This is a genomic window from Duganella sp. AC237 (genome assembly GCF_979254035.1).
Window position 1 is genome coordinate 4,642,281 of the sequence record NZ_CEEDEW010000003.1, and the last position, 12,673, is coordinate 4,654,953.

General features: G+C 63.5%; 14 protein-coding genes and 5 tRNA genes. 3 read left to right on the plus strand and 16 right to left on the minus strand.

Annotated elements, in window-relative coordinates:
* Positions 1–67 precede the first annotated feature (67 nt).
* From AC0IYS_RS20570 to AC0IYS_RS20585, 4 genes are all read right to left on the minus strand, one after another.
* Positions 68–976 (minus strand): LysR family transcriptional regulator, encoded by a 909-nt coding sequence (locus AC0IYS_RS20570; RefSeq protein ID WP_471706938.1) that lies wholly within the window; start codon positions 974–976, stop codon positions 68–70.
* Positions 977–1,148: 172 nt separating this feature from the next.
* Positions 1,149–1,784: a response regulator gene (locus AC0IYS_RS20575; protein ID WP_471706939.1), complete on the minus strand. Its 636-nt coding sequence runs from the start codon at positions 1,782–1,784 to the stop codon at positions 1,149–1,151.
* A gap of 117 nt (positions 1,785–1,901) precedes the next feature.
* The gene (locus AC0IYS_RS20580) at positions 1,902–2,399 is read right to left on the minus strand and encodes a hypothetical protein (RefSeq protein WP_471706940.1); all 498 of its coding nucleotides are present in this window, start codon (positions 2,397–2,399) and stop codon (positions 1,902–1,904) included.
* Positions 2,387–2,698, minus strand: coding sequence for a hypothetical protein (locus AC0IYS_RS20585; RefSeq protein WP_471706941.1), 312 nt, complete (start codon positions 2,696–2,698; stop codon positions 2,387–2,389). The genes AC0IYS_RS20580 and AC0IYS_RS20585 overlap by 13 nt, the downstream gene beginning before the upstream one ends.
* A 354-nt stretch (positions 2,699–3,052) precedes the next feature.
* Here AC0IYS_RS20585 and AC0IYS_RS20590 point away from each other — a divergent pair, with 354 nt between their 5' ends.
* The 3 genes from AC0IYS_RS20590 (at position 3,053) to AC0IYS_RS20600 (ending at position 5,402) form a co-directional block, all read left to right on the plus strand.
* Entirely contained in the window at positions 3,053–4,594 is a 1,542-nt protein-coding gene (locus AC0IYS_RS20590; RefSeq protein WP_471706942.1) for an alpha-N-arabinofuranosidase, read from the plus strand.
* 131 nt (positions 4,595–4,725) lie between these two features.
* The gene (locus tag AC0IYS_RS20595; protein WP_471706943.1) at positions 4,726–4,980 is read left to right on the plus strand and encodes a type II toxin-antitoxin system Phd/YefM family antitoxin; all 255 of its coding nucleotides are present in this window, start codon (positions 4,726–4,728) and stop codon (positions 4,978–4,980) included.
* Positions 4,977–5,402, plus strand: a complete 426-nt coding sequence (locus AC0IYS_RS20600; protein WP_471706944.1) for a PIN domain-containing protein — start codon at positions 4,977–4,979, stop codon at positions 5,400–5,402. The genes AC0IYS_RS20595 and AC0IYS_RS20600 overlap by 4 nt, the downstream gene beginning before the upstream one ends.
* A gap of 78 nt (positions 5,403–5,480) precedes the next feature.
* Here AC0IYS_RS20600 and AC0IYS_RS20605 read toward each other — a convergent pair.
* The 12 genes from AC0IYS_RS20605 to rnc form a co-directional block, all read right to left on the minus strand.
* Positions 5,481–5,556 (minus strand) — tRNA-Gly (locus tag AC0IYS_RS20605).
* A gap of 17 nt (positions 5,557–5,573) precedes the next feature.
* Positions 5,574–5,647, minus strand: a tRNA-Cys gene (locus AC0IYS_RS20610).
* Between the two features lie 54 nt (positions 5,648–5,701).
* Positions 5,702–5,777: transfer RNA gene (locus AC0IYS_RS20615), tRNA-Gly, on the minus strand.
* A gap of 53 nt (positions 5,778–5,830) precedes the next feature.
* Positions 5,831–5,906 (minus strand) — tRNA-Gly (locus tag AC0IYS_RS20620).
* 79 nt (positions 5,907–5,985) lie between these two features.
* Positions 5,986–6,061: transfer RNA gene (locus AC0IYS_RS20625), tRNA-Gly, on the minus strand.
* A 116-nt stretch (positions 6,062–6,177) separates the two neighbouring features.
* Positions 6,178–6,759, minus strand: a complete 582-nt coding sequence (gene pgsA, locus AC0IYS_RS20630) for a CDP-diacylglycerol--glycerol-3-phosphate 3-phosphatidyltransferase (protein WP_471706945.1) — start codon at positions 6,757–6,759, stop codon at positions 6,178–6,180.
* 143 nt (positions 6,760–6,902) lie between these two features.
* Complete coding sequence (gene uvrC / locus AC0IYS_RS20635) at positions 6,903–8,798, minus strand: excinuclease ABC subunit UvrC (RefSeq protein ID WP_471706947.1); 1,896 nt, start codon at positions 8,796–8,798, stop codon at positions 6,903–6,905.
* 19 nt (positions 8,799–8,817) lie between these two features.
* Positions 8,818–9,213, minus strand: a complete 396-nt coding sequence (gene acpS / locus AC0IYS_RS20640; RefSeq protein ID WP_471706948.1) for a holo-ACP synthase — start codon at positions 9,211–9,213, stop codon at positions 8,818–8,820.
* Entirely contained in the window at positions 9,210–9,968 is a 759-nt protein-coding gene (pdxJ, locus tag AC0IYS_RS20645) for a pyridoxine 5'-phosphate synthase (RefSeq protein WP_471706949.1), read from the minus strand. The genes acpS and pdxJ overlap by 4 nt, the downstream gene beginning before the upstream one ends.
* Before the next feature lie 28 nt (positions 9,969–9,996).
* On the minus strand, positions 9,997–10,899 hold the full coding sequence (gene recO, locus AC0IYS_RS20650) for a DNA repair protein RecO (protein WP_471706950.1): 903 nt from the start codon (positions 10,897–10,899) through the stop codon (positions 9,997–9,999).
* Between the two features lie 10 nt (positions 10,900–10,909).
* Positions 10,910–11,812: a GTPase Era gene (gene era, locus AC0IYS_RS20655; RefSeq protein WP_090314275.1), complete on the minus strand. Its 903-nt coding sequence runs from the start codon at positions 11,810–11,812 to the stop codon at positions 10,910–10,912.
* Positions 11,813–11,862: 50 nt separating this feature from the next.
* Positions 11,863–12,672 carry a ribonuclease III gene (gene rnc / locus AC0IYS_RS20660; RefSeq protein ID WP_471706952.1) on the minus strand — a complete coding sequence of 270 codons (810 nt, stop codon included), beginning with the start codon at positions 12,670–12,672 and terminating at the stop codon, positions 11,863–11,865.
* Between the last annotated feature and the right edge of the window lies 1 nt (position 12,673).

A 12,673-nucleotide genomic window follows, 5' to 3' on the forward strand; every position in this document is an offset into this window, starting at 1 on the left:
AGCGAACACAGCGCATTGTGCCCGCAAAACAGCTCATGGGGCAACGCTACCGAAAGAGAACGCAATTTCAGGCGTGGTGGTTCATGTACGGATGCGCGCGCAGCGATGCGGCCAGCAGGTCGATGAAGTGGCGCACCTTCGACGAGCCCAGCGTGCCATGCCGGTGCAGGATGTGCACCGGCCACGGCGCCTCCTCGTAATCGGCCAGGATGATGCGCAGGCGCCCCTCGGCCAGGCCAGAGGCCACCTGGTAGCACAGCAGCCGGGAGATGCCCAGGCCGGCGAGCACCGCTTCGATCGCGGCGTCGTTGCTGGTGACGGTCAGGCGCGGCTTCATCCGCACCGTGGTCGGCTCGCCGGCGCCACCGAACTTCCATTCCACGCCGGGCGACACGCCGGCCGCCGCGATCACGGTATGGCGCTGCAGCTCGCCCGGATGGTCCGGCACGCCGTGCCTGGCCAGATACTCCGGCGAGGCGCACAGCACGCGCCGTACCTGGCCGACGCGCAAAGCCTTCAGGCTCGAATCGGGCAGCGGGCCGATTTTCACGGCCACGTCGATGCCCTCGTCGACGAAGTTGACGTTCTGGTCGAGGAAATGGGCCAGCACCTCGACCTCCGGATAGCGCTTGAGGAACTCGACCACGCAGGGCACGACGAAGGACTTTCCGTACAAGACCGACGCCGTGACCGACAGGCGCCCCTTGGGCGCGGCGTTGACGCCGGCGGCGGCCCGCCCCGCCTCCTCGATGCTGGCGAGGATCTCGCGGCTGTTGTCGAGGTAGCGCTGCCCGGCTTCCGTCAGGCGCACGTTGCGCGTGGTGCGCAGCAATAGCGTCACGCCCAGGCGCGCCTCGAGCGCGGAGACGGCGCGCGTGACCGCCGCCGGCGACAGCGCGAGCCGCCGCGAGGCGCCGGAAAAACTCTCTTGTTCGCCCACCGCGACAAACACGCGCATGAGATGTATCTGGTCCATTGCCAAGGCCGTCCCCGTTGAAAGTCGTCGTAGTAGCGTAGTAGCGTAGTAGCGACCAGCTTGCCTGATTTTCCTCCGGTAGGGGTGGCGCGCCGCGCAGATGGCGCCGGATTACCCCCCTGAAATGGGGGGCCACGACGGCGCCGGCACCATCGGGCCGGCGCGGCCGGCGTCACAGGCCGAGGATGCCGCGCTCAAGCGCGATCATCACCGCGTGGGCGCGGTCGCGCGCCTGCAGCTTGAGCAGGATGTTGCTCATGTAGCCCTTGACGGTTTCGCTCGAGATACCCAGCGTCTCGGCGATGGCAGCGTTGGTGTTGCCGCGCGCGACAAGCTTGAGCACGTCCACCTCGCGCGCCGTGACGACCGTGCCGTTGCGGGTATGGGTCATCGCCGATTCGAGCGACGGCGGGATGCTGCGGCCGCCCGCATGGATGTGGCGCACCGTCTCGAGCAGGCTTTTGCGCACCGCGCTCTTGAACACGTAGCCGACCGCACCGGACATGATGGCGCGCGCCGCGTGGCAGTCGCCCTCGAGCGTGGTGAGCGCGACGATGCGCGCGGCGGGGAACTCGGCGCGGATGGCGGCGATGGCCTCGACACCGCCCATGTCGGGCATTTGCAGGTCCATCAAGGTGACGGCCGGACGCAGGGCCCGGTGCAGCGCGATCGCTTCGGCGCCGCTGGCGGCCTGGCCGACCAGATACAGGTCAGGCTCGGTGGCGATGACGCTGGCGATGCCCTGCTGGAACAGCGGGTGGTCATCGACGCTCAGGATCGTGATCGGCAGCGGCTTGAAGGCGCTCATAAAAACCGTCGGCAAGTGGGAGCGCCCATTCTGACACAAGCGCGCCGTTACCGGTAGGCCAGCGCGGCGCGCTCGGCGCACGCCGCGTCGCCTGCAGTCAGCATACACCTCCTAAGCTCAACGCCCACCGCCCCACCCTGATCCGGTCCCCGCGATCAACGACGACGGCGCGCGTGCGCCATCAGGCATAGCATGCCGGCCACCATCGACCTGGTTCTGGCGGCCCCGGTACGCCTCCGAAATGCCCGAGGTACCGCCGCTGGTGTCGGCCCACAGCGTGTCGTGGCCCAGCATGAACTGGGCGTATGCGTTGGCCCCCATCGGCAAGCGGTTGCCGCCGAATTTGTAGACGCTGACGGCGTCGCCGGCGGTGGACGGCTTGCCGGTGTACGGGTCGACCTTGGTGCCCTGCGACGTCACCAAGCGCAGCAAGCCGATCAGGTTATCGACGTTGTCGCCGCCATGGGCCTGGTCGCGCATCATCTCCTGGACTCGATAGAACGGGTAGCCCGCCGTGTTGTGCGGGTTGTCGGTATCGATGAAAGGAATAAGGGGCAGGATGCCGCCGTTGATGTCCTGACGGGTCGAGGTGGCGTTGACCGTCAGCCATTCCACCGTTTCGCCGTAGCGGGCGCGGTTGTCGGTGAAGATGGCGCCGGCCAGTCGGCCCGCAGCGATTGCGTCAGCGCGTCCTGCGAATCGTTGATCAGCCGGGTCTGGGCGGTGCCGTTGTTGAAGTTGGGCGTGTTGGGCGTGCCAACCTCTTTCGCCGAATTATTGAAAGCGCGTGGCGTCCAGGAAGAGCAACGGCATGCCGTCAACCAACCGGCCGCCAGTCCCCATTCGACCACCGGCCAGCGCATCAACGTCACAGCCGGAGCGATCCGCGCCAACCATCCAAAAAGGGCAGCCACCTCGGCTGCCCTTTTCAGTCGGCGCCGAACTAACGCAAACGGTGAAGATATTAAAAGGTGCAAATAATCGCATTGATGCTGCGCTTTCTTGCATGCGACACGCGGCCACGGCGGCGCTGCCGCTGCCACACAGGCGGTGCGCGAGCCCGAACGGCAGCCTCTTGAACGGGCAATGACAAAATCCGCACGACTACTAGTACAAGCCAGGCCGATACGCCGACATGGCAAGCGGCGCGCATCTCCATGCATACAAAATCCAAAATATCTGGGCTACACTCCGCCGGCTTGTCAGCGGCAGAAAACATTCCCGCCCCTGCCCGGCTCCACAAAAATTGCGAAAAAAATGGAGAAGACATGAGTGTAGTGAAGAGCAGCGTACTGGCGCTTGCAATGCTGGCGGCCATGCCAGTGTTCGCGGCCGTGACCATCAGCATCGATCCAGCCAAGCCTGGCCCCGTCATCAACAAGAACGTCTACGGCCAGTTCGCCGAGCATCTGGGCACCGGCATCTACGAAGGGATGTGGGTCGGCCCCAACTCCAACATCCCGAATACCAGGGGCTGGCGCAAGGACGTGGTCGGCGCGTTGAAGGAGCTGCACGTGCCGCTGGTGCGCTGGCCCGGCGGCTGCTTTGCCGACGAATACCACTGGCGGGACGGCATCGGCGCGCGCGACAAGCGGCCGGTTAAGGTCAACACCAACTGGGGCGGCGTGGAAGAAAGCAATGCGGTCGGCACCCACGAATTCTTCGACCTGGCCGAAATGCTGGGCGCCGACACGTATGTGAACGGCAATCTCGGCACGGGCACCCCGCAGGAAATGTCGGAGTGGATCGAGTACATGACCTCCGACAGCAAGTCGACCCTGGCCGAACTGCGCCGCAAGAACGGCCGCGACAAACCGTTCAAGGTGGATTTTTTCGCCGTTGGTAACGAAGCATGGGGCTGCGGCGGCAATATGACGCCGGAGTATTACGCCAACCTGTACAGTAACTATGAAACCTTCCTGCGGGCACCGTCGCAGCACCGCCCGAAAATGATCGCCAGCGGCGGCCACTCGGACGGCAAATGGAGCGACGTGTTGAGCCGCACGCTGAAGGGCCGCACCAGCGGCATCAGCTTCCACTACTACACCATCCCGACCGGCCAGTGGGACGTCAAGGGCGCGGCCACCGGCTTCCCGGAGTCCGAATGGATGTCGACGATGGCGGCCGCCTTGAAGATCGGCACACAGATCAAGGAAAATGTCGCCGCGCTCGACAAGAACGATCCGGAAAAGAAAATCGGCCTGCTGGTCGACGAATGGGGTACCTGGTACGACGTCGAAAAAGGCACCAACGCCGGCTTCCTGTACCAGCAAAACACGCTGCGCGACGCGGTGGTCGCGGCGCTGCACTTCAACATCTTCCACGCCCATGCCGACCGGGTGACGATGACCAATATCGCGCAGATGGTCAACGTGCTGCAGGCGATGATCCTCACCGAGAAGGAGAAGATGCTGCTGACGCCGACCTACCACGCCTTCAAAATGTACGTGCCGTTCCAGGACGCGACCTCGTTGCCGGTGGCCTTGAGCGGCAATGTCGAGTACAAGGCCGGCGCGGCCGGCATCCCGGGCATCAGCGCCTCGGCGGCGCGCGCGAAAGACGGCAAGCTGTACCTGGCGATCGTCAACACCAACCCGCACGAGGCGTCGGACGTGGCGGTCGATGTCGGCGGGCAGAAAGTGTCCGGCGTCAGCGGCCAGGTGCTGACGGCAACGGCGATGGACGCGCACAACACCTTCAAGCAAAAGGATGCGGTCAAGCCGGCGCCGTTCGCCGCGAAAGCGGTCGATGGCAAATTGAGCCTGAAGATCCCCGCCAAGGCGGTGGTGGTGGTCGCGGTCGAGGGTTAAGCTACGCCTCGCGGTCGTGCCGGGTTTGCTGGTGCCTGGCGCCGCCGGCGAGCAAACACTGCATACTCAATTGAAGCCACGCGTTTGATGTAGTAACATCACTACATCATCCAACCGCCGGGATTGACGCCATGACCATTACCACCATTTCGAGCCGCGAATTCAACCAAGGCGCGAGCGAGGCCAAACGGGCCACAAGCAACGGCCCGGTATTCATCACGGATCGGGGTCGACCTGCCCACGTGCTGATGACCTTTGAGGATTATCAGCGGCTGACCAAGCAGCGGCGTAACATCGCTGATGCGCTGGCAATGCCGGACGGTGCCGACATCGAGTTTGAACCGCCGCGTGCGGCCATCGAGACCCGGCCAGCTGACTTCTCATGATGTTTGTTCTCGATACTAACGTGGTGTCCGAACTGCGTAAGGCACGCTTGGGCAAGGCCGACAGCAATGTGACGGCATGGGCGGAAAGCGTTGATGCCTCCGACCTCTACGTCTCGGCCATCACCATCATGGAACTGGAGCTGGGCGTTCTGTCGGTTGAACGAAAGGACGCCACGCAAGGGGCCATGCTGCGTTCCTGGTTGGAACAGCAGGTTCTGCCTGAGTTCGCTGGACGCACGCTGTCCGTCGATATCGCCGTCGCACAACGCTGCGCCCGACTGCATGTGCCTGACAGGCGCGGAGAACGCGATGCACTCATCGCGGCAACCGCCCTGGTACACGGCATGACTGTCGTCACTCGCAACATTGCCGATTTCGAGCCAACGGGAGTAAGCCTCATCAACCCATGGGAAGCATCGTAATGCGGAACTAGCGGGGCAAGCTGTGAAACGAACATCCAACGCAAAAAGGGCAGCCACATGGCTGCCCTTCTTCAATACTGGAGCGGGAGAAGAGTCTCGAACTCTCGACCTCAACCTTGGCAAGGTTGCGCTCTACCAACTGAGCTACTCCCGCTTGGAGTTCAAATTGTCTGGAGGCGAGGACGGGAGTCGAACCCGTCTACACGGCTTTGCAGGCCGCTGCATAACCGCTTTGCTACCTCGCCAGAGGAAACTTTTGACTAAGAAGGCAGCGGGTTACGCGCTGCGATCCGAAATTCTGGAGCGGGAGAAGAGTCTCGAACTCTCGACCTCAACCTTGGCAAGGTTGCGCTCTACCAACTGAGCTACTCCCGCATTGGAGTTACGTTTTTAGTACTTTTTACCGCACCGGCCAGCTTCTGGGAAACTGGAGCGGGAGAAGAGTCTCGAACTCTCGACCTCAACCTTGGCAAGGTTGCGCTCTACCAACTGAGCTACTCCCGCATCGGAGTCCAACATCATAGCAGCAAGCTGTTGCTAATTCTAGTCCTACTTTTTTCTGACGCTTGGTGCCCCATCAAACTGGAGCGGGAGAAGAGTCTCGAACTCTCGACCTCAACCTTGGCAAGGTTGCGCTCTACCAACTGAGCTACTCCCGCGTCGTCATCAGCAACAACAGGCCAGCATTATAGAGTATCTGTGCCGGCTGTCAATGGTCAAAACTTTGCTGAATAAAAAATATTGAAAATAGTTTATTTCGTTCCTGCATGCAGCCCTACAACGTGCCCGCTTTTTCCTTGATCAGGGGCCATGCCAGGCGAAGGTAGTAGAACATCGACCACACCGTCAGCACAGCCGCAATTTCCAGCAGGCGCGCGCCCCAGAACTGCGTGTCGACGGCGCCGAACAGCACGTCGTGGTACAGCAGCAGCGGGATGGCGGTCATTTGCGCGGTGGTCTTGATCTTGCCCAGCGAGCTGACGGCGACCGATTTGGAGGCGCCGATCTGCGCCATCCATTCACGCAGCGCCGAGATGGCGATCTCGCGCCCGATGATGACGAACGACAGCACGGCGTTGGCGCGGTCCAGCTGCACCAGCACCAGCAAGGCCCCCGCCACCATCAACTTGTCGGCCACCGGATCGAGGAAGGCGCCGAAGGCCGACGTCTGGTTCCAGCGGCGCGCCAGGAATCCGTCGAACCAGTCGGTGACGGCGGCGATGATGAACACCAGCGTGGCCGCCAGGTTTTGATCGGCCACCGGCAGCATCGTCGTCGGCAGATAGTAGACGCCCACCACCAGCGGAATCAGCGCGACGCGCAACCAGGTTAACAGTATCGGTATATTGAAAGGCATAGGCTTGGGTGAAAGTGCTGGTGTAAATATTTTCGCTGTGACTATTTTGTATGCGCCGCTAGTCTACCTTGCCGACGCACATTAAACCAGCACGTTTGCCCCGGGCTTCATCGCCCGGAGCCGCATCGCCACCTTCGCCGCCGCTAGTGCAGCTGGCGGTAGATTTCCTCGGCCAGCGCGCTGGAGATGCCTTCAACCTGCTTCAGGTCCTCGACGCTGGCATTGACCACGCCCCGCAGGCCGCCAAAGCGCGCCAGCAGGCGCTGGCGGCGTTTGGCGCCGATACCCTCGATCTCCTCCAGCCGCGAGGTCTGGCGCGTCTTGGCGCGCTTGGCGCGCATGCCGGTGATGGCGAAGCGGTGCGCCTCGTCGCGAATCAGCGCCACCAGCATCAGCGCCGCCGATTCCTTGCCCAGCTCCTGCGGCGCGCGGCCGTCGACGAACATCAACGTCTCGAGGCCGACGCGGCGCCCTTCCCCCTTGGCCACGCCGACAATCAGGCTGATATCCAGCCCCAGTTCCGCAAACACCTGGCGCGCCATCTCGATCTGGCCCTTGCCGCCGTCGATCAGCACCACGTCGGGCATGACGCCGTCGCCGTTGGCCACCTTCTCGTAGCGGCGGAACAGCACCTGCCGCATCGCCGCGTAATCGTCGCCGGGCGTGATGTCGTTGATGTTGTAGCGGCGGTATTCGCCGTTCTGCATCTGGTGGTGGTGGAACACCACGCACGAGGCTTGCGTCGCCTCGCCCTGCGTATGCGAGATGTCGAAGCATTCGATGCGCAGCAGGTCGACATCTTCCGGCTCCAGCGCCAGCGCCTCGACCAGCGCGCGCGTGCGCGATTGCTGCGAGCCCTGCTCCGACAGCAGGCGCGCCAGCGAAATCTCGGCGCCCTTCTGCGCCAGTTCCAGCCATTTGCGGCGCTGGTCCTGGGGCTGGAAGATCAGGTTGATGCGGTGGCCGCACTGCTCCTGCAAAGCGACCATCAGCGCCGGCTGGTCGAATTCGATATTCAGGATCAGCGTGCCGGGGATGAATTTTTCGGTGTAGTGCTGGACCAGGAAGGCGGCCAGCACCTCGACCTCGATCGGGTCTTCCGCGATGGCGGCGGCGTCGCCGATGTGATTCGGGAAGTAGGCGCGGTCGCCCAGGTGGCGGCCGCCGCGCACCATGGCCAGGTTGACGCAGGCGCGACCGCCCTGCACCAGCACGGCGATGATGTCGACATCGGCGTCGCCGGTGGTTTCCATGCTTTGCTGGTGCAGCACGCGCGACAGCGACTGTATCTGGTTGCGCACCGACGCGGCCTGCTCGAATTTGAGGTCGGCGGCGTAGGCGTGCATTTTCCTTTCCAGGTCTTCCATCACTTCGCTCTGGCGCCCGCGCAGGAAACGGGCGGCGTTTTCGACGTCGACCTTGTAGTCTTCCTTGCTGATCAAATCGACGCACGGTCCGCTGCAACGGCCGATCTGGTGCAGCAGGCAGGGGCGCGTGCGATTGGAGTAGACGCTGTCCTCGCAGGTGCGGATCAGGAACACCTTCTGCAGGATCTGCATCGATTCCTTGACCGCCCAGGAGCTGGGGAACGGGCCGAAATACTGGTTCTTCTTGTCGACCGCGCCGCGGTAGTACACCATGCGCGGCGAGTCGCCGCCGGTGATCTTCAGGTACGGGTACGATTTGTCGTCGCGGAACAGGATATTGAAGCGCGGCGCCAGCGCCTTGATCAAATTATTCTCGAGGATCAGCGCCTCGGCCTCGCTGTGCGTGACCGTGGTTTCCAGCCGGGCGATGCGTTCGACCATCATGGCGATGCGCGGGCTGGCGATATTCTTCTGGAAGTAGCTGGAGACGCGTTTTTTCAGGTCGCGCGCCTTGCCGACGTAGAGAACCTTGTCCTCGGCGTCGAAATAGCGGTACACGCCCGGCAGGTTGGGGAGCTTGGCCACGGTGGCCAGCACTTGTTCGCGCGGGTCGGGCGCTGGCGCTGTTGGTACGGTTGGCGAGGTTGGCGAGGTTGGTACGGCGTCGGTCATTACGGGTCTCGGTACTGTCTCAGTTGGCTTGTTCCACGATGACGAATGCGACGGCGTATTCCGCCTCGTCGCTGACCGTCACCTGCGTCGTCAGCTTATTCTTGTCCATGAATTCTTTCAGTACGCCGCTGCACACGATCATCGGCTTGCCGCTCGGCGCGTTGAGCATCTGCGCGGCCGGCCACGTCATCGGCATGCGGATACCGAGGCCGATGGCCTTGGCGAAGGATTCCTTGGCGGCGAAGCGCGTGGCGACGAAGCGGATGCCGCGCACGGGGTTCTTGGCCTTGCGCGCCAGGTACTTCTCCATCTCCTGCGGTCCCAGTATCTTTTTCGCGAAGCGGTCGCCGTGGCGCGCCAGCGCCGCCTCGATGCGCGGGATTTTGCAGATATCGGTGCCGATGCCGTAGATCACCGCGCCCCCAGTCGGGTCGAGACCATGATGGCCTTCATTTCACGCACCGCGTTCTCCCAGCCGACGAACACCGAATGGGCGACGATGGCGTGGCCGATGTTCAGCTCCGCGATATCCGGAATGGCGGCGATGGCCTGGACGTTGGTGTAGTGCAGACCGTGGCCGGCGTTGACCTTCAAGCCCTTGGAGACGCCAAACAGCACGCCGCGCTTGATGCGTTCCAGTTCGGCCGCCTGCTCGGCGCCCTCGGTGTCGGCATAGCGGCCGGTATGCAGCTCGATGACCGGAGCGCCGATGTCCGCCGTGGCGGCGATCTGCGCTTCGTCGGCGTCGATGAACAGGCTGACGCGAATGCCCTCGGCCCGCAGCTGCTTGACGGCCGCCTGCACGGCGTTGAAGTGGGTGACGACATCGAGGCCGCCTTCGGTGGTGACCTCGGTGCGCTTTTCCGGCACCAGGCAAACGTCGGCCGGCTTGATGCGGCAGGCGAAGTCGATCATCTCCTGCGTGACGGCGGCCTCAAGGTTCATGCGGGTGAGCAGCTGCGGCGCCAGCGCGATGACGTCGGCATCCTTGATGTGGCGGCGGTCTTCGCGCAGATGCAGGGTGATGCAGTCGGCGCCGGCCTGCTCGGCCAGCAGCGCGGCGCGGATCGGGTCCGGATACATGGTGCCGCGGGCGTTGCGCAAGGTGGCGACGTGGTCGATGTTCACGCCAAGGTCGATGATGGTGCCGGAAGGATGCAGGTAGCTCATTTGTCTTTACCGTGTAATTATGATTGTTTTACAACTGCGACAGGTCGATCAATATCTGCCGCGTGTTCAGCGGCGCGCCGCCCAGGTGGTGCGCCAGCAGGAAGCGCATCAGCTGCTTGCTCTGCGATTGCGTGGCGGCGTCCTGGTAGTCTTCGCGCTCCATGTCGATCAAGGTCTTGCCGGCCACGCGCGGCGACTGGTCGGATGCGCGCTCGGGACGCGGACCGCGCTCCGGATCGACCACATAGACCACGTCGGCCCGCACCGGCGCGCGCGTGGCGGTGCAGCGCGACAGGTCGGCCGAGACCCCCGTCTCTTTAAGTAAGGCCCGTTCGAACTTTCGCAAGACGATGGGCGCAGGTTCGTTGTGCGCGAGTTGATTGAGCGTGGCGACGTAGTGGTCGAACAAGGCCGGATGGGCGTCGTCGCGCGCCAGCAGCTTGACCAGCAGTTCGTTGAGATAGAAGCCGCACAGCAGCGCGGTTTTTTCCAGCGGCAGCATGCCGCCAACCCATTCGGCGTCGGTCAGGGTGCGCAACTCGGATTTGCCCACCCAGCTCGACGACAGCGGCTGGAAGGTTTGCAGCACCCCGCGCAGCTGCGAGTGCGGCCGCTTGGCGCCCTTGGCGATCAAGGCCACGCGGCCGAAGTCACGCGTGAACAGATCGATGATCAGGCTGGTTTCTTTGTAGGGATAGCTGTGCAGGACGAAGGCCGGCTGGCCGGCGACCTTGGTGCCGAAGGTGCGCTCGCGCGACGGCGCGCGGGGCCGCTTGGGGGGCGTTGCGGGCGTCGCCGGGGTGGCAACCACCACGGGCGCCGGCGCAGGGGTTATGGCGGGCACCCCGCCACGCTCCACGGCAGGCGCTGCCTGTCGCGGTTCGGCCGTGCTATCGGCATCAGCCTCGGCGTCGTGCGTGGTGTTGGACATCGGTCCTCTTTTATTCGTAGCCGTAGGCGCGCAGACCCGCTTCGTTGTCGGCCCAGCCGGATTTGACCTTGACCCAGATCTCCAGGTAGACCGGGCCGCCGAACAGTTTTTCCATGTCCAACCGCGCTTGTGTCGACACTTCTTTCAGGCGCGCGCCCTTGTTACCGATGATCATGGACTTATGCGTGTCGCGCTCGACCAGGATGGCGGCGAACACACGGCGCAAGTCGCCCTCCTGCTCGAACTGCTCGATCAGCACGGTGCTGGTGTACGGCAGCTCGTCGCCGACGAAGCGGAACAGTTTTTCGCGCACGATCTCCGACGCCAGGAATTTCTCGCTGCGGTCGGTGATGTCGTCCGGTCCGAAGATCGGCTGGTTCTCCGGCAGGAATTTCTTGATCTCTTTTTCGAGGCCGTCAAGCTGGAAGCGCAGCTTGGCCGAGACCGGCACGATGGCGGCGAAGTTGAACTTGGCCGCGACTTGCTGGGCGAACGGCAACAGCACCGCCTTGTCCTTGACCCTGTCGGCCTTGTTGATCACCAGGATCACCGGCACTTCGGACGGCAGCAAGTCCATCACTTGCTGGTCGGCCGGGCCGAAGGTGCCCGCCTCGATCACGTACAGGATCAGGTCCGACGAGATCAGCGTATTGGTGACGGTCTTGTTGAGCGTCTTGTTGAGCGCGTTCGCGTGGCGGGTCTGGAAGCCTGGCGTGTCGACGTAGATGAACTGCGCGTCGTCATGCGTCTGGATGCCGGTGATGCGGTGGCGCGTGGTCTGCGCCTTGCGCGAGGTGATGCTGACCTTGGCGCCGATGAGCGTGTTCATCAACGTCGATTTGCCCACGTTGGGGCGGCCGACAATGGCGATATAGCCACAACGGAAGTTGGCGGGGGTCGTTTCGGTAGTCATGCTATATCGCTTCAGAGTATGGTGTTGCGCTTCGTGTAATGCTGCGGCGGTTACTTGCTGGCCGCCTTGGCCGGCGCGGCCGCGGCCGGCTGATCTGCAGCCGCCTCGCCCTGCACGGTGGCGATGCCGGCCAGCTTGAGCTGGGCGGCGCGCGGCTTGGCCTTGCGGCCGGCGGCCGGGGTCTTCAGCAACGCCTGCTCGGCCACTTCCAGCGCCAGCTTGGCGGCGGCCTGTTCGCCGGCGCGGCGGCTGCCGCCGCGTCCGTAGACCTGGATGCCCAGCTTGGGCACCAGGCATTCGATCTCGAATTCCTGGCTGTGCGCGGCGCCATGGGTGGCCACCACATTGTACAGCGGAAGCGAAATCTTCTTACTTTGCAGGAATTCCTGCAGCAGCGTCTTGGCGTCCTTGCCCAGGGTCTGCGGGTCGACGGTGTCGAGGATGGGGATGTAGAAGGCGCGGATCACGTCGCGCGCCGGGTTGAAGCCGCCATCCAAAAAAATGGCGCCCAACAGCGCCTCGAGCGTGTCGGCCAAGATCGATGGACGCCGGAAACCGCCCGATTTCAACTCGCCCTCGCCCAGGCGCAGGAACTGCGACAGCTCCAGCTTCTGGGCGATCTCGTACAGCGACTGCTGCTTGACCAGGTTGGCGCGCAGGCGCGACAGGTCGCCCTCGTCGATCGCCACGTAACGCTCGTACAGGATCGACGCCACCACGCAGTTGAGGATCGAATCGCCCAGGAACTCCAGCCGTTCGTTATGCAAACTGCTGTGGCTACGATGCGTCAAGGCCTGCTGCAGCAGGCCGGCATCCTGGAACGTATAGCCTAAACGGTTTTGCAATAACTGAAGATTCATT

Excerpts from the sequence above, each read along its gene's own strand:
- AC0IYS_RS20570 (WP_471706938.1), bottom strand. The coding sequence starts at position 976 with ATGGACCAGATACATCTCATGCGCGTGTTTGTCGCGGTGGGCGAACAA.
- AC0IYS_RS20575 (WP_471706939.1), bottom strand. The coding sequence starts at position 1,784 with ATGAGCGCCTTCAAGCCGCTGCCGATCACGATCCTGAGCGTCGATGAC.
- AC0IYS_RS20590 (WP_471706942.1), top strand. The coding sequence starts at position 3,053 with ATGAGTGTAGTGAAGAGCAGCGTACTGGCGCTTGCAATGCTGGCGGCC.
- AC0IYS_RS20595 (WP_471706943.1), top strand. The coding sequence starts at position 4,726 with ATGACCATTACCACCATTTCGAGCCGCGAATTCAACCAAGGCGCGAGC.
- AC0IYS_RS20600 (WP_471706944.1), top strand. The coding sequence starts at position 4,977 with ATGATGTTTGTTCTCGATACTAACGTGGTGTCCGAACTGCGTAAGGCA.
- pgsA (WP_471706945.1), bottom strand. The coding sequence starts at position 6,759 with ATGCCTTTCAATATACCGATACTGTTAACCTGGTTGCGCGTCGCGCTG.
- uvrC (WP_471706947.1), bottom strand. The coding sequence starts at position 8,798 with ATGACCGACGCCGTACCAACCTCGCCAACCTCGCCAACCGTACCAACA.
- pdxJ (WP_471706949.1), bottom strand. The coding sequence starts at position 9,968 with ATGAGCTACCTGCATCCTTCCGGCACCATCATCGACCTTGGCGTGAAC.
- recO (WP_471706950.1), bottom strand. The coding sequence starts at position 10,899 with ATGTCCAACACCACGCACGACGCCGAGGCTGATGCCGATAGCACGGCC.
- era (WP_090314275.1), bottom strand. The coding sequence starts at position 11,812 with ATGACTACCGAAACGACCCCCGCCAACTTCCGTTGTGGCTATATCGCC.
- rnc (WP_471706952.1), bottom strand. The coding sequence starts at position 12,672 with ATGAATCTTCAGTTATTGCAAAACCGTTTAGGCTATACGTTCCAGGAT.